The organism is Vibrio sp. 1249-1, from assembly GCF_033340495.1.
Map to the genome: position 1 here is coordinate 142,047 of NZ_JAWOWJ010000010.1, position 15,805 is coordinate 157,851.

A 15,805-nucleotide genomic window follows, 5' to 3' on the forward strand; every position below is an offset into this window, starting at 1 on the left:
GCGTGATGAAAAGGGATAACAAGCTAAGCCAACCGTAGCGCACTCCTAATTACTGAACATTTTGTAGAATGCTTAAAGGGTTCTCAAATTACAATGACTTGTATAGGTCTTTGTTAATCACAAAAGCTATGTGATTTCCAAAACCAGTTTCCCAATATGTTGCTTGCGTGAAAATACTTCTTGCGCTTGACCTATCTGGTTCAAGGGAAATGACTCCGCGACTAAGGGACGAATTGCGTTCTGTTCGATATAGCGAACCAAGTTACCGAATACTTCTGGTGCCAAAACGGTACAACCAAATAACGCTAGGTCTTTAAGGTAAAGAGTTCTTACATCCAGCTCGACAATTGGGCCGCCTATGGCGCCGGAAACAGCGTATCTTGATCCTGGCTTTAGTACCTGAAGAAATTGTGGCCACTGCTCTCCTGCGACCAAATCAATCACTACGTCAACGCTGTTTTCTCCGAGAGTCGCCGGCAAATTTGCATCGCGAGGGATAACTTGGTTTGCTCCTAATGCCGTGATCTGTTCTTTCTTTTCTGGGCTGGCGATAGCAATGACGTATGCTCCACGCGCCTTCGCCAGTTGGATTGCGGCAGAGCCAACACCACCGGATGCCCCTGAAATCAGTACAGTATCGCTCGCTGTGACATTAGAGCGGACAAGCATGTTCTCTGCAGTTGAATAAGAACAAGGGAAGGAGGCCAAGTCGATATCCGATAAACTACTATTCACTGCATATGCATGTTTACTGTCAACAACAGTGAACTGAGCAAAGCCACCATCACATTCTGAACCGAAGTACCAAGGCAAGCTAAGTGCTTGACTGTTGAAGCGCGTAATACATGGTTCGATGAGCACGCGCTGGCCGACTCGTGATGGGCAGATATTCTCACCAACAGCGACGATGGTACCGCATACATCGGCACCTTGGATTCGAGGGAGAGATAGCGCGTCTCCTGACCAACTTGCATCCATGCTATTGGCGTCGTTTTTAGAATACCATGCTGTTCGGGTATTGATGTCGGTGTTATTGACTCCGGCGGCGGCTACTTGGATCAATACATCATCAGGCGAGGGGACTGGCACAGGTATATCATCGCGGTAACGAAGCATATCTGGCCCACCATGACCGATAAGTTGGACGCCTTTCATTACTTTCGGGATTGTGGTCATTGATTGTTCTCCTTCATTAGTTCTAGCAGAGTGTGTTCAGCGGATGCAAAGGCAGCGTGACCGAGAACCGGCCATGCGTTGGATAGACCTTCATGTAACAAGAAGAGTGTGGTTGCGAGGTCTTCTCGCTGACTTAGTTGGACCATAAGCTGACGAACCGCCAATTTGTGTTGTTTTACTGCTTGATTAATAGATAGATTTTCTGGATAGGCTGCTAATGCATTGATGGACATGCAGCCATTCGGTGCAAACTCCTTCATCCAATCCTCGAGGCGAGTGAATAGGTGTAATACAGCCGGTGTTCCATTGGCAGGGGCGTCTTCGAGCAAAAAACTCAAATACCTTTGATGGCGATGCTCGAGAGCTGCAACAATCATCGCTTCCTTGGAGGGGTAGTATTTGTACAGGGTTCTCAGGCTGACTTCGCAGGCGTTTTTGAGTTGGGGTACGCTAGGCTCGGCGAAGCCATACTGACTGAATGCTTTTTCTAGGCTTGCTGCGATTTTTTCTTTCACTATTTGATACACCAGGTAGAACGTTTGTTTTACCTAAGGGTAGAATAAACTTTCTACCTCAGTCAATGGTGTATTTAAACTCTGTATTGAAAGCCCGACGTAATGCCGGGCTAATTTAAGTGATTTTTATAGATTCGGAACGTGAATCAGTGTGCCGTTGCGTGCTGCTCTCCACGCTTGTCTAGCATTCCGCTGAAACGGGTTAGTAGTAGAGCACCTAATACTACGATCGCGCCAATCCAAGGTGTGTGCATCAGCCCAGCATTGGCCACGATAAGGCCACCGCCCCAAGAACCCAGTGCAATACCTACGTTAAATGCAGCAATGTTGAGACCAGAAGCGACGTCGACTGCATCAGGTGAATATTTCTCTGCTAGTTTGACAACATAAACTTGAAGTCCTGGAACGTTACCAAAGGCAAAGGCACCCCAGACAAGAATGGTCACTACTGCAGAAATTGGATTAAATGCTGTGACACTAAACACGAGCAATACCACAATTAGGCCCGAGAAAATCGCTGTCAGAGCTTTGATTGGCCCCATAGAGTCGGCCATCTTTCCGCCCCAGATGTTGCCGAATGCGACTGATACACCATAAACCAACATAATTAGGCTGATAGCGCTAGAGCCAAACCCCGAAACTTCTTCCAAAATAGGAGCCAAGTAAGTGAAGGCTGTGAACGTACCACCGTAACCGAGCGCGGTGATTGCGTACACCAAAAGTAGACGAGGCTGAGTCAAGACTTTTACTTGCGATGACAGCTTGGTTGCTGGTGGTTGTTTCAGATTACTCGGCACTAGCAGAGCGCTTCCTATCAGTGCGATGATTCCAAGGATCGCGACGATTAGGAAGGTTGCCTGCCAACCAAATGTCTGGCCAATCCAGGTGCCAAGTGGCACGCCCGTCACTAGAGCTACGGTGAGACCGGTAAACATAATAGCAATTGCGCTAGCGGCTTTTTCTTTTGACACTAGGCCAGTGGCGATAGTCGAGCCGATCGAAAAGAACACACCGTGTGCAAGCCCGGTCAGTATCCTTGCTGTAACTAGTGTGTTGTATCCAGGTGCTTGCCAGGCTAACAGATTGCCAAGAACAAACAGTGCCATAACAGAAAGCAGAACGTACTTTCTTTTCCAGTTACCAGTCAGCGCTGTTAAAACGGGAGCACCAACCGCAACACCAAGTGCGTACAGGCTAACTAAAAGACCCGCTGAAGGTAATGATACGTTGAGGTCGGAGGCCATAGTCGGTATCAGACCGACAATTACAAACTCCGTGGTTCCAATAGCAAAGGCGCTAAGCGTCAATGCAAGTAAAGCTAAAGGCATAACAACTCTCTCTTATAATCATTGAATATGAATGGATAAACGAATAGCCCGTTTCCATGTCGTGTATTATTAAAGAGTTATTCGTTGCGAAAAATGGTGTTTATTACAAAATACTTTTGTTATAAATGATGAAAATGCGCAGTTAAGAAAGGGGATGAAATGTTAACCCGATCAGATGAATTAGAGATTCTCATGGCAGTTGTGGATAGTGGTGGATTTTCTTCCGCTGCTGATGCACTAGGTATTCAAGTCGCTAGGGTATCTCGTGCGGTTAGTAAAGTTGAATCACAGTTGGGGGTAACCTTGCTGAATCGCACGACACGCAGAGTGGAAGTTACTGAGGAAGGGCATCAGTTTGTTGAAGCGGTTCGCTTAGGTTTACTACAAATACAGCAAGCTGAAGAAGAGATCATTACACGAGGTGAACTACCCAAGGGGCGCTTAAGAGTTGATGCCGCTAGCCCATTTGTTTTACATCAACTTGTGCCGTTAATTCAGCCATTTAAAGAGGCTTATCCTGATATTCAGCTCGATCTTACCTCTAATGAGGGTTTTGTGGATCTATTGGAAAAAAGAACCGATGTGGCGATACGTATTGGACGATTATCGGATTCAACACTGCATGCTAAACCTTTAGGAACAAGCCCACTATTTATCGTTGCCACGCCTGGTTATTTATCTAAACGAGGTTTCCCTGAAGCGGTGAGCGATTTGCGCAGTCATAACTTGATCGGTTTTTCTGGCGCTAAAGTGTTAAATCAGTGGCCATTACGAGGGTTTGAGATGATAGAGCCTGATATCCTATCCAGCAGTGGTGAAACGGTTAGACAGTTAGTGCTGGCAGGGAACGGCATTGCATGTTTATCTGGCTTTATGGTGAAAGATGATCTTGATTCTGGACGGTTAGTGGCATTGTTTGAATCGGAAAAAATCACAAATACTGGACGAGAACAGGTCAATGCTGTGTTCTACAAATCTTCTTCAGTCTCTAAACGTATTTCCGCGTTCATCGACTTTATTCAACCAAGACTTACTTTAAAATAACTCTATTATTGTTGTTTTAACAAAAGAGTTTTGTCGTTATTGCAGCTTTTGTTTTTCCAAGTGCCAAGCCTAGCGTGCCACCCCTTAGTAAGGTGGCACATATTTTTATTTGATCTTAGTTAAAGCGTGGCAACACGTACTGAGCGATCTGTTCCATTGATTTCTCAATTGGTTGGCTATTACGACGGAAATGCAACCCGATGTGATTGACTCCTGCTTCTTGCATTTTTTCTAGCTCATCGCTCAAGCCATTGACTCCGGCCCGGATACCAAAATGATGCCGAACGACTGGTGCATTTGGGTTATCGACTAAATCAAGATGAATAAAGCTGGCGTAGGGTTTGTTTCCCGCTACGGAGCGCCAAAGTGCAACGCGGTGTTCATGATCATCAGGTGTGCCTGGGTAGGCGAGCCAGCCGTCTAGGTTTTCTCCTATCCATTGTGGACTTTGCTGCGCTAACCCTGCGACATAGATAGGAATATCAGCAAACTCGGGTAATAACTGTAGATCGTTACCCAGTTTATCATTTTTCGTATCTTTCAAAATCTCTACACTTTCTCGAAAAGCTGATCCACGGCTGTCAAAGTTGGCATTAAAAACGGGATATTCACTAGGGCGGTCTCCACTAGCCACACCGAGTATCAGGCGGTCACCACTTAACTCGTTGATGGTCGCAGCGGCTTTTTTCACTAGCCAAGGTTGTCTTAACGGTAATACTATCGCTGCTGTCCCTAGTAGAATGTTGTCGGTGCACGCAGAGAGATAGCCAAGATAACTGAACGGTTCATAAATTTGTGCCGCGTCTCCAAAGTTAGGGTCGTACAACGGGACATCTCTCACCCACGCTACGTTAAAGCCTAACTTATCGGCTAACATAATACGCTGTTTATGTGCACTCATGTCTGGTACGCCGAACGGTTTTCGTTGGAGCAGGCGTTTTTTCTGGCCTTCTTGGGTCCAGTCATTATCTAGGGGGAGCTCAACCCCGATGGTGAATCTGTTACTTAAATCTTTATGCATTATGAAGCCTGACTATTACTGTGAGTACTAGGAGGCAAGGTGCCTCCCTGATATTCAGGACACTATGAGATTTTTGTTGTGAGAAAAAGCGGCAAAAAGACAAAAGTGTTTTGCTACAAACAGCGGTGGTCTTTAAAGGAACTGGTGGTTCTCTACCTTGATTTCTTGCTTGATGAAGTCAATAAAAGAGCTGATCCGGCGTGAGGTGCTGGCATTTTTGTAATACACCGCATGAACGGGCTGTTCGACATTATGCGTGTGTTCACTAAGCACGCCCACTAAGCGACCAGCTTGTCGGTCAGAGTAGGTCATAAAGTCAGACAGGCAAGCTATCCCCGCACCATGTAAGGCTAAACATCTTAGCGTCTCGCCATTATCAGATCTTAGGCTACTCATAATACGCAGAAGTTTGTTCTTATCATCCATGATCGGCCATTCCTTAAGATACTCCGGCTTGTTGAATCCAAGTAGCTTGTGATTGAGTAACTGATCTATTGAGGTTGGAGTACCATGTTGTCTTAAATACTCTGGACTCGCGACGATTCGAATCCGACTTTTACCAAGAAATATCGCGCGCATGGTTGAGTTTTGTAGCTCACCGATACGAAAAGCAATATCGGTTTTTGTTCCCAAAAGGCTAATATTTTCCTCATTGGAATTGAGATCGATTTCGACTTCTGGATACAAGCTCTGATATTTAGCAATGTGCGGAGTTAGTACGTGCAGTAAGAAGGGGGTAGCTGCGTTTATTCGTAGGAGGCCAGAAGGCTTATATTTCTGGCTTTTCAGTTGTGCTTCGGCATTCTCTACTGCTTCTACAATATGTCTGACTTTATCGAGGTATATCGTTCCTTCATTAGTAACATCTAACTTACGGGTTGTGCGATTTAACAAGGTCGTTTCGAGTTTGGCTTCTAGCCGAGATACCGATCGACTCACCGCCGAGACGGTCATCGATAACAGTTCAGCCGCAGAGCTGATTGAACCCGTATCGACCACGGCCATAAAGGTGCGCATTTCATCTAGAGTAGCTTTCATTGTTGAATATATTTCAAATTAGATTTGAGTATTGTTAACTTTACGGAAAGTTTCTTGCGGCGTAAAGTTTTGCTTCGAATCAACTATAAAATCGATAATTCAGGAGATTTAGATGAAAGTACCATCATTTGGCGTCGGCACGTTTCGTTTAGAGGGTGAAGTAGTTAAGGATTCAGTCCGTAATGCGTTAGAAGTGGGTTACCGCGTAATTGATACTGCACAGATTTACGGTAATGAGGCAGAAATCGGTGAAGTATTGACACAATCCGGTATTGCACGTGATGAGCTATTCATTACGACCAAGATCTGGGTTGATAACATGAACACGGAACAACTCATTCCAAGTCTAAAAGAGAGCTTAGAAAAGCTAAATACAGATTATGTGGATTTGACCTTGATCCATTGGCCTGGCAATAACAATAACTTGAACGAATACATGGCTTCATTACTTGAAGCTAAATCGCAAGGGTTAACCCGTAATATTGGCGTATCCAACTTTAATATTGACTTGTTGCAACAAGCGATAGAAGTGGTCGGTAAAGAGAATATTGTTACTAACCAAATCGAGCTTAGCCCTTATTTGCAAAATCGTAAGTTGGTCAGCTTCATGCAGGAAAACGATATTCAGGTAACGTCTTACATGACCTTGGCATATGGGAAAGTACTTGGGGACCCAACTATTGCAGGTATTGCTGAGGACTATCAGGCCACGCCCGCTCAAGTCGCGCTTGCTTGGGCTTTGTCAAAAGGTTACGCGGTGATCCCGTCTTCAACTAAACGAGAGAATTTGGCAAGTAACCTGAAAGCACTTGAACTTAATCTGAGTGAAGAGGCGATTGCAAAGATAGATGCGTTAGAAAGAAATGGCCGCGAAGTAAACCCTGAAGGGCTAGCGCCTGAATGGGATGATTGAGTGAGTTTCACAGGAAATCATTGCCTAAATGACGCCTCTGCAATCGCTGACTTCCTCAGCGTTTGACAGTAGTACAACACCATAGACGATAAGGGCTCGCTTGTCTGACGATAGTGCGAGCTTTTATCTTTTTGGCCTATTAGTTTACTGTATTCTCCCGGCCTTCAATTTGGCCGGGAGACGTCATTTAGAGATCAATTACCATTCGATTGTAGAGCCATCAAATACGCGGAAGCTTCCGGATTGCTCAAGTGTTAGCTGTTCTGCGACCGAAACAATGCCTGCAACACTTTCCTCGGCAGAAAAGGTTGCGTCCTCACCGCCCATATCGGTTTTTACCCAGCCGGGATGAACTGCGACAGTTTTTACTCCTCGCGATTCGAGATTGCGTGCTGCTGATACTAGAACCTGATTAAGCGCTGCTTTAGATGCTCGATAACTGTACATGTTACCTGAACTGTTATCGCTTAAACTCGCAACTCGGGTTGAGATTCCCACGATGGTTTTGTGCTGACTTTTCGCAACGTTGTCTTGTAGGGCTTGAATTAGCAGGGCAGGTGCGACGGTATTTATGTTTAGTACTTCTAGCCATTTTTTCTGGGTCATTTCGCCAAGCTTTGCACACTCTTCGCCTAATACACCTGCATTAAGAATTAAATGATCGAGCGGACGATCCGCTAATCGAGTGGCTAACTGATCGATATCTTGTTGGTTAGTGACGTCTAGAGCCATCAGTTGAAGTTGATTAGATTGGGTTACTAGTTCATTGAGCTGCTTAGCATTTTCTGGTGAACGACAAGTTGCGATAACTTGCCAACCTTTTCCAAGGTAGTGGCGGACAAATTGCAAGCCTAAGCCACGGTTAGCGCCGGTGATTAATACAGTAGACATCGCTTCTCCTACGTTGTTGAGTTGAACAACGACCATATTAGAGGCGACGTATAAGCATGTAATCAAAACAGTATAAAAATGGCCTAGGATTCGACATTGTCAAATCTTAAAATTTGAGAAAGATGCTGGCAAAGTGTTTTAGCCTAGTGACCGTCAGTTCGGAGGCAGCACCGCTAACACCTGCAACAGCAACGACTTTACCATCCAAGTAAAGGGGGATCGCTAAGCAATTGAGGTTTGGCTCTGCCTCTTCTAAATCGAGTGCGTAACCTGATAATACAACCTGATTAAGTTCAGTTTCTAACGTGGGGGATATTTGGTTTTCAAGGCGTAATGTTCGACGAAGCTCATCATCAAAACTAAGAAAAACTTTGCCGATCGCAGATGTTGTGAGTCCTTCTCGTTTCCCTCTCGGGCTACGGATAGTAAGAGGGTTATCCTGCTCTATAGCATCGATATACAAGTACTCTTTAGCGCCACTTTGTACAGCGAGGTAAGCTGTGTTGTTAGTCACTTGGGCCATTTTTTTCAGCAATGGAACAAAATGTTGTCGGATAGCTTCGTTTTTTTGTTCAATCGGCTTAGACAGTTCATAGCATCTAAACCCTAGGCTGTAGCTATGGTTGTGTTTGGATACATATCCAAGAGAGTGTAGAGTCGCAAGTAACCCGTGAACAGTCGTCTTATTTAACTGGATCGCATTACTGATCGTCTGTAATGATAGGGGAGACTCACTCATCGAGAGCAACTCGAGGATTAGAAAACCTCGCTCTAGAGACTGAATGTTTTTTCTTGCCTTGGGCACAAAGACTCCTTGATGATGGTGTTGCATCTGAATGGCTTACTGATGCTTCCACCTATAACAAACCACTACGCTGGTGGTTTGGTTTTATTAGAGAATATACTCAGCACTTAAACTGATCGGCTCGTTGTATGCATCCACAAGGGAGTTTTTTCCTTGCTTCTTAGCATTGTATAACGCTTGGTCTAATATCGAATAGAGCTCATCAAAGTTGGTGAGTGGCATTGAGGTTGATAGATAGGCCAGACTCGCAGATATATTCAATTGATGGTTATTAAGCGAATGTACACTCTTTTCTGAAATTGTTTTATGCAGACTTTGTATTCTAAAGGGAACGTCAATCTCATCGACGTTTTTCAATAGCAAGATAAACTCTTCTCCACCTAAACGACCCAAGTACTCTCCCTTATTAAGTTTAGCTTTAAGCGCTTTGCATACCTGTTGTAGTACTAAGTCGCCAGTCGGATGACCATACTGATCATTAATCGCCTTAAAGTCATCTAGATCGATTAATGCTAGAACGTAGCGGAAGTCTCCTTCCGCTTTGGAGGTGTGGCTTTTAATCGTCTCTATAATTGCCGCTCTGTTTAATGCACACGTTAAGCTGTCTATTTTGGCTTTTAAGCGTGTTTGTCGCTGAACCATCAATGCCAGAGCGAGGAGAATCAATAAACAGAAAACAACAAAATTATAAGTGCGTTGTTGGTCTGTGAGTTTTTCAAACTGGTACTGACTTAGAAGAGTTTCGTTGTTCAACTGCGCGACTTGTAGATCATATTCATACTCTTTTTTAGTGAGATCTAGTGCCTCTAACGCCTTGATATTACTCGCGTCTCGGTTCGTTAGTTCAATCGTCGAGTAGGCCTTGTGATGCTCCAGCGCCTTTTTGTAATCATTTTGAGCTTGGTATGCTTTTGAGAGGAGTAATTGGGCTTGCGCTTGCAATAAGGGCCTAGCGTTTTTTACCGCTAATCTTAACGCAATTGTACCGTGTTCAATCGATTTTTCGGGTGTATGGTTCTTTAAATATGCCAATCCAGCAGCCAAATGACCCTCTGTTTCAAGGTGCGTATTCTCATAAGTTTGGGCAATGTTTAATGCTCTTCCAATGTAATCTACCGCGGTATCCAATTGCCCAGAATCGGCCAAAGCAGCAGATAACCCTAAATAGGTCAACCCTTGCCCGTATGGATAATGAAGTTGTTCGAGAATCGTTAATGCATTTTTGTAGTGGCTGATGGACTTATCGAGTTCTTTGGATTTTCTGTACATCGCTCCTAGACTATGTTCGACTTGCGCAACTTCAAGAGGTGTCCCTTCATCTTGGCGAACCAGTAAGGCTTGAATGAGATATTGCTCTGATTGTTCAAATTGCCCCAGCTCTGCAAGTAAATTGCCGACGTCATTGTAAATCCCTGAAGGATCGCTTTGCGTCGACATGTTGGCCATCAACTGTCGATACAAACTTAAGGCTTTTTCATAGTCACCGCGGTAATTGTAGTTATTTGCTACCACGCGCAAAGCGAGATCAACAGGGAAGTTTTCTTGATGCTTATGATTTAAGTGGCTCTCTAAGGATGAGCAATAAAAGTTTGCTTTGTGATAACGACCTTGTTGATTCAGCGTATAACAAAGTTGATAGTTCATCAGAGCCTTGCCTTCGGAATCGGATATTTTCTTCATTGTCTGTCGCAAAGAAGAAAAGCTATCTACTGAGGCCTCGTAACTACCATGCTTACGTTCATTTAAGGCAAGAATATATTCTGATTCTAATTGAGAAAAAGGGTTGTCTAAGACTTGACTGCTGCCGTAGTAAGGCTGATTTATGTTTGACATATATTCATAAATCAATCCACTTACGTAGAGCTTTTCGCTGTCCGATTTCGCTGTATGGTAGCGATCTTGAAGCATGCTCAATGCCGACTCAGGGTTGCTTCGTAGTGTGGTTTGGTAGACAGAGTGCCACTGTGTGATATTTTGGTTTGGTTCAATATCTTGAGTGTCGCTTGCATATACTGGAGTGAGCAAAAGTGACGCAAGCAAGGGATAGAGCACGCGCATGTTTAAACGAGCCTTTAATTTAAGGTGCCTTTAAAGTTGAGTTATCATAGCGCTTTTAACGCATCAGCGTTGTGATTGAGTTGGGTGTACTAAGAAAAAGAGTAGTAAAACTATGCACTTGGTCGAGATATTGAAAGAAGAGGCATAAAAAAGAAAGACCTCAACATAAAGTTGAGGTCAGAAATCTTTAATCAATGTAAAGCTTTGCTAGATCTTGAGGCTCCATTTCTTTGCCTTCTAACTGATCGTTCCAGTTAGTTCCAACAAGAACACCATCTTCAGCAAGAGTCAAAAGCCAATCTTCAACAAAGATATCTAATGGGATTTCTAGTACAGTAAAATCTGCCCATTCTTCAACATTATGTGCTTCTGCATCTTCTTTAGAAGACCAGAAAGGCATGACTTCGCTGTTTTCGAATTCAGTTGAATCGCAAGATAGCCAACCTTCTTCATTGCGTAGACCCCAAACCAATTGGTTTTCTTTCGTTTCTGCAACAAAAAGGTCAAGGTTCGCTTGGATATCTGATGTAAGTTTGCTCATTTCAAAACTCTCGTTGTTATGACGTGGCTAGAGTAACACTAAAGTGCCGATTCCTAAAGCATAATACGGTTGTCGAAATGAGTAAAAATAAAGGAGCCGAAGCTCCTTTTCTGAGGTTAAGTATTCACTCGTTTTTGTTTGCTTTGTGCTTGCAGAGCAAACAAAAACAGGTACTTTACCTTTCTGGAAGAGTTGTGAATATTGTCCACTCTCTTTTTATCTCGCCTTTGTAACCAACGACTGATGCGGTTACTCGACGATTTAAAGCATGGCTGACTTCATCGGTCCCTTGCTGTGCTAAGTGAGTGTCACCAAAACCAACAATGCGGACTCTACTCGGTTCGATGTCGTAGCTTAGTAGGGCTTCACGGACATTGCGTGCTCGTCTTTCAGAAAGATCTTGGTTATGCTTTGAACCACCAACTTTACTAGCATAGCCGTGCAGCTCTATCGAAGTAGTAGGGTACTCTTTTAAAAAGTCGGAAAGCTCTCGGACTTGTCTTCTGAAGACTGGATTGATCTCATCAGAGTCGTTAGCAAAAAGTATCCGCACTTGCATGTTATCTGATGCTTTAATGTATTCTCCACAACCGTCGTTGTCGACCTCTGAGCCTTCAGGTGTACCTGGGCACATATCTCGAGCATTGATGACACCATCGTTATCGTCATCTTGCAAATCTGCTATTTGTTCTGCATTTGGTACAGGACGATACTCATATTCGTCTTCAGCAACAACGTGTTGAGTGATGGCGAGCATACCCAATGCAAATAGAATCTTCACTGGTTTCATGATCAGTACTCCACCTTTTCATTCCATTCTGTAGGTACATCGACACGCAAGGCATTTAACAATTGGCCAGTCGCGTTCATAACGCGGTACTTGGCGTACTGCTCTGAGTATCGAGCATCCAAGTAGTTCTTTCTCGCTTCGAAAAGTTCGTTTTCAGTATTTAACAAGTCCAGCAGAGTGCGTTTTCCAATGCGATACTGCTTTTCGTAGGCGATGACAGTTTCAGAGGCCGAATCTACGTGATCCGCTAGGAACTCTTTTTGTTGAAGTGTTAAATCTAACGCACTCCAAGATAGACGAAGACCTTCTTCGACTTGGCGGTATGCACGTTCTCTTAAGTCTTTTGCTTTATTTAGTTGGTAGGCAAAACTTTCAGCGTTGGCTACGTCACTACCACCGTTAAAGAGGTTGTAACGCATACGTAACATTGCTGTTGTCTCTTCGCTGCTTCCTTCAATACCGCTTGCATCATCACGCCATGTTTGAGCCGCTTCTACCGATATCGTTGGGTAGTAAGCTCCCTTAGATTGCTTGTATTGGAACTTTGCAGAGTCCACATCAGCTACCGAGATTTTGATTACTGGGTGTGACTCGAATGCCAAGTCAATCGCTTCATCGATGGTGTAGGGAATAAAGTTTTGGTCCGCTCTTGGGAAAATCAATCCTTGTGGTGACTGTCCGACAAGGCGTGTAAAGGTGGTGTGGCTGTCATATAAGTTGTTCTGAGCTGCCACCAAGTTACCGTGAGCCTTTGCTAAACGAGCCTCTACCTGGGTTAGGTCTGCTGTAGAACCGATACCTGAGTTAACTCGCTTTTTAATGTCTTCATAGATCTTCTTATGCACTTTCAAGTTATTCTCGGAAAGTGTAAGAATTTCATAAGCTTTTACTGAGTCTAAATAAACTTTCGCGACCTCTAGAGCGGTGTCTTGGGCATCAGCTAGAAGTTGATAACGGACCGATTCAGCATCAGCTGCTGTTCGATCCATATCATTAAGTGTCGCTGAGCCATCCCATATTAGCTGGGTTAGTGTCACGGTGGCTTCTTTTCTTGTCAGGTCGGTTGAATCTCGCCCTGACTCTGCGGGTTTGATTCCTTCGTAACCGATACCGGCATCTAAGTCTACGGATGGGAGGTAAGCACCACCAGATGCTTCATTCACATACTGCTTGCTAACGAATTCATTGAACGCACTTTTGATGTCAGGATTGGTTTTTAATGTGTTTTCAACCGCTTGCTCTAGCGTTTGCCCAAACGCATGACTAGCGGTGAACATACCAATACAAAAGGCGTTGGCACGAGTCCACTTCACTGTGATTCTCCTAGATAATGGTAAAAATTCTCGAGGTGATAGGGCTTATAAGTGGAATACTTATAAGGGCGTCAATAATTTAGCGCACAATAACATTAATATGCGATGAAGTAACCTGTTGATTCGCTGTTCATTTGTTTCAATTTTGATAAATCAACCTACTAAATCTGCCTAAAACTTGAATTAAGATCTCAAATTAAAGATGGAGGTAATAGCTAGGAACGTGTGTCCAGATTTTAATAAAATAAAACACTTATGCATCTGGATTCTTATTGATGTATGACACATAATTACTTTATTGAGCATCAAATTGCTGTTATTGCACTATATATTCGGGCAATATATAGCAAATTAGTATTGTTAGTCAAAAACTTGACAGTTATTTAGGGTTAAGGTTTATATGGATCATACAGCATTAGTGCCACTCGGTAATCAAGTCGTCGTAATAGGTTTGGATGGGCAGCTGAGAGTCCTTGCAGAAGGACAGCAGCCTCTACCAGGTGAAGTGATAGTGGCAATGACAGATGCTGCGCCTCAAGACCTGAAAATTCAGCTTGCTCAAGAGCAAGGTTTAAAAGATATTTCAGACGATGTAGCACAGATTATTAGTGCTATTGAGCAAGGTCAAGACCCTTCTGCTATTGATGAAGAACTCGCACCTGCAGCGGGTGAAAATAGTGGCTCCAGTTTGCAAAATAGTGCCACGATTGTACGAGATGGTACTGAAGTGCTAGCCTCAACAAACTTTGAAACTATTGGCTTAGAATCCCTCGGCTTATCTGAAACTCAAGCGTTGACCTTAAATGACTTCTTCACAACAGGTATCGAGACAAGTGGGGATGGCTCAAGTAAGCCACTTACTAATTCTCCAGTGACATTAAGCGCTGTTGAGGAAGATAGCGATCCAATCACGATAACTACTGAAGAATTACTATCGAACGTCAATATTGATGATGCCGATACTCTTGTCATTACAAACGTCACTATTGAGAGTGGGAATGGCACCTTAATTGATAACAGCGATGGATCTTGGACTTACATTCCAGAGGCTGACGATGACACTGAAGTGTCATTCTCCTATGACATTATTGATAAAGATGGCGGTGTTATTAATGGCACTGCTAACTTAGATATTACGCCTGTTAATGACGCGCCAATAGCAACTAATGATGCGATTCAAACTGACGAGGATTCCCAGGTTGTAATTGATGTGCTCGCTAACGACAGTGATATTGAAGGTGATGATTTAATCATTACCTCTGTTTCTGTACCAGAAGAGCAAGGTATCGTTGAGATTATCGATGGTAAGCTTGTTTTCACTCCGGCCGAAAATTTCAACGGTAATGCAACGATTAGCTACACCATCACAGATGGTGAGTTAGAGGATGAAGCTCAAGTTTCGGTAACAGTAAACTCAGTTAACGATGCGCCTATTGCCTCTAATGATACAACAATTACAGAGGAAGATAGTTCAGTAACGGTTGATGTCCTGCCAAACGACACCGACATTGATGGCGATACGCTGTCGATTGAATCGGCTTCCGTACCTGAAACACAAGGTACAGTTGAGATCGTTGATGGCAAACTGGTCTTCATACCGGCTGAGAACTTCCATGGTGACGCTGAAATCACTTACACCGTGACCGATGGTGCACTGACTGACCAAGCGACGGTTAACGTCACCGTGAATGCGGTGAACGACACGCCTGTGGTTGAAAGCAGCATTGCAGACCAAACCTTGGCGGAAGATTTCACACCATACAGCATCAATCTGAATACCGCTTTCAGCGATGTGGATAACGTGGATGGCGAGTTAACGTTTAGCGTCTCTGGCAACAGCAACATTCAAGTGGCGATCGTCAATGGGATTGCTACGTTCACTCCAACTGCAGACTGGAACGGCTCAGAAGCGCTGACGTTTACGGCTACCGATCCAAGCGGCGAGAGCGTTAGCCAAACGGTGAACTTCACAGTAGCGCCAGTGGCGGACATCGTGGCAGATAAAGCGACGGTTGTGGAAGATACGCCAACCATCATTAAGGTCTTAGATAACGACACGTTCGAAGGCGACGACAAAGTGGTGTCGCTGGATACCAACAATGGACCAGCTAACGGCACGGTCTCGGTCAACCCGGATGGCAGCGTGACCTACACGCCGAATGACAACTACCACGGTACAGACAGCTTCACCTACATCGTTACGTCGGGTGGGGTATCAGAGTCCACCACGGTGAACGTCGATGTCACACCAGTCAACGATGCGCCAGTGGCAAACGATGACACGGCCATTACTGACGAAGACACGCCAGTGACGATTGATGTCCTGCCAAACGATACTGACATCGATGGTGATACATTACGTATTGACTCGG

At 44.2% G+C, this 15,805-nt stretch carries 14 protein-coding genes; 3 read left to right on the forward strand and 11 right to left on the reverse strand.

Annotated features, from left to right (window positions below; all coding sequences use genetic code 11):
* Positions 1-126 precede the first annotated feature (126 nt).
* The 3 genes from R7Z50_RS17700 to R7Z50_RS17710 form a co-directional block, all read right to left on the reverse strand.
* Positions 127-1,176, reverse strand: a complete 1,050-nt coding sequence (locus tag R7Z50_RS17700) for an alcohol dehydrogenase family protein (protein WP_213899506.1) — start codon at positions 1,174-1,176, stop codon at positions 127-129.
* Positions 1,173-1,694 carry a TetR/AcrR family transcriptional regulator gene (locus tag R7Z50_RS17705; protein ID WP_031777252.1) on the reverse strand — a complete coding sequence of 174 codons (522 nt, stop codon included), beginning with the start codon at positions 1,692-1,694 and terminating at the stop codon, positions 1,173-1,175. Before R7Z50_RS17705 ends, R7Z50_RS17700 begins: the two co-directional genes overlap by 4 nt.
* 143 nt (positions 1,695-1,837) lie before the next feature.
* Complete coding sequence (locus tag R7Z50_RS17710) at positions 1,838-3,019, reverse strand: MFS transporter (protein ID WP_017635963.1); 1,182 nt, start codon at positions 3,017-3,019, stop codon at positions 1,838-1,840.
* 159 nt (positions 3,020-3,178) lie between these two features.
* Between R7Z50_RS17710 and R7Z50_RS17715 the strand changes: the two genes are divergently transcribed.
* Positions 3,179-4,063, forward strand: coding sequence for a LysR family transcriptional regulator (locus R7Z50_RS17715; protein ID WP_005377338.1), 885 nt, complete (start codon positions 3,179-3,181; stop codon positions 4,061-4,063).
* A 115-nt stretch (positions 4,064-4,178) separates the two neighbouring features.
* Here the strand turns inward: R7Z50_RS17715 and R7Z50_RS17720 are convergent, their stop codons facing one another.
* Positions 4,179-5,084 (reverse strand): TIGR03571 family LLM class oxidoreductase, encoded by a 906-nt coding sequence (locus R7Z50_RS17720; protein WP_053307049.1) that lies wholly within the window; start codon positions 5,082-5,084, stop codon positions 4,179-4,181.
* Between the two features lie 132 nt (positions 5,085-5,216).
* Entirely contained in the window at positions 5,217-6,122 is a 906-nt protein-coding gene (locus R7Z50_RS17725) for a LysR family transcriptional regulator (protein ID WP_005377343.1), read from the reverse strand.
* A 112-nt stretch (positions 6,123-6,234) separates the two neighbouring features.
* Here R7Z50_RS17725 and dkgB point away from each other — a divergent pair, with 112 nt between their 5' ends.
* A complete protein-coding gene (gene dkgB, locus R7Z50_RS17730; protein ID WP_053304418.1) occupies positions 6,235-7,035 on the forward strand; it encodes a 2,5-didehydrogluconate reductase DkgB in 801 nt (266 codons plus the stop codon).
* 198 nt (positions 7,036-7,233) lie between these two features.
* Here dkgB and R7Z50_RS17735 read toward each other — a convergent pair whose 3' ends face one another.
* The 6 genes from R7Z50_RS17735 to R7Z50_RS17760 all read right to left on the reverse strand — a co-directional run bounded on the left by R7Z50_RS17735 (position 7,234) and on the right by R7Z50_RS17760 (position 13,433).
* Entirely contained in the window at positions 7,234-7,926 is a 693-nt protein-coding gene (locus tag R7Z50_RS17735; protein WP_132937121.1) for an SDR family oxidoreductase, read from the reverse strand.
* 106 nt (positions 7,927-8,032) lie between these two features.
* On the reverse strand, positions 8,033-8,731 hold the full coding sequence (locus tag R7Z50_RS17740) for an IclR family transcriptional regulator (protein ID WP_054575004.1): 699 nt from the start codon (positions 8,729-8,731) through the stop codon (positions 8,033-8,035).
* Positions 8,732-8,818: 87 nt separating this feature from the next.
* Positions 8,819-10,789 (reverse strand): diguanylate cyclase domain-containing protein, encoded by a 1,971-nt coding sequence (locus R7Z50_RS17745; RefSeq protein WP_132937123.1) that lies wholly within the window; start codon positions 10,787-10,789, stop codon positions 8,819-8,821.
* A 187-nt stretch (positions 10,790-10,976) separates the two neighbouring features.
* The gene (locus tag R7Z50_RS17750; protein ID WP_005377352.1) at positions 10,977-11,330 is read right to left on the reverse strand and encodes a DUF2750 domain-containing protein; all 354 of its coding nucleotides are present in this window, start codon (positions 11,328-11,330) and stop codon (positions 10,977-10,979) included.
* A gap of 175 nt (positions 11,331-11,505) precedes the next feature.
* Positions 11,506-12,120 carry an OmpA family protein gene (locus tag R7Z50_RS17755; protein ID WP_005377354.1) on the reverse strand — a complete coding sequence of 205 codons (615 nt, stop codon included), beginning with the start codon at positions 12,118-12,120 and terminating at the stop codon, positions 11,506-11,508.
* 2 nt (positions 12,121-12,122) lie between these two features.
* Positions 12,123-13,433: a TolC family outer membrane protein gene (locus R7Z50_RS17760; protein ID WP_017821962.1), complete on the reverse strand. Its 1,311-nt coding sequence runs from the start codon at positions 13,431-13,433 to the stop codon at positions 12,123-12,125.
* A gap of 400 nt (positions 13,434-13,833) precedes the next feature.
* On the opposite strand from R7Z50_RS17760, the gene R7Z50_RS17765 reads away from it, so the two are divergent.
* The coding region (locus tag R7Z50_RS17765) for a tandem-95 repeat protein (RefSeq protein ID WP_318149184.1) at positions 13,834-15,805 on the forward strand (1,972 nt) is incomplete at its 3' end.

Bases quoted from the DNA above. Each gene is read 5' to 3' on its own strand.
- R7Z50_RS17700 (WP_213899506.1), bottom strand. From the start codon at position 1,176: ATGACCACAATCCCGAAAGTAATGAAAGGCGTCCAACTTATCGGTCAT.
- R7Z50_RS17710 (WP_017635963.1), bottom strand. From the start codon at position 3,019: ATGCCTTTAGCTTTACTTGCATTGACGCTTAGCGCCTTTGCTATTGGA.
- R7Z50_RS17715 (WP_005377338.1), top strand. From the start codon at position 3,179: ATGTTAACCCGATCAGATGAATTAGAGATTCTCATGGCAGTTGTGGAT.
- R7Z50_RS17720 (WP_053307049.1), bottom strand. From the start codon at position 5,084: ATGCATAAAGATTTAAGTAACAGATTCACCATCGGGGTTGAGCTCCCC.
- R7Z50_RS17725 (WP_005377343.1), bottom strand. From the start codon at position 6,122: ATGAAAGCTACTCTAGATGAAATGCGCACCTTTATGGCCGTGGTCGAT.
- dkgB (WP_053304418.1), top strand. From the start codon at position 6,235: ATGAAAGTACCATCATTTGGCGTCGGCACGTTTCGTTTAGAGGGTGAA.
- R7Z50_RS17735 (WP_132937121.1), bottom strand. From the start codon at position 7,926: ATGTCTACTGTATTAATCACCGGCGCTAACCGTGGCTTAGGCTTGCAA.
- R7Z50_RS17745 (WP_132937123.1), bottom strand. From the start codon at position 10,789: ATGCGCGTGCTCTATCCCTTGCTTGCGTCACTTTTGCTCACTCCAGTA.
- R7Z50_RS17750 (WP_005377352.1), bottom strand. From the start codon at position 11,330: ATGAGCAAACTTACATCAGATATCCAAGCGAACCTTGACCTTTTTGTT.
- R7Z50_RS17755 (WP_005377354.1), bottom strand. From the start codon at position 12,120: ATGAAACCAGTGAAGATTCTATTTGCATTGGGTATGCTCGCCATCACT.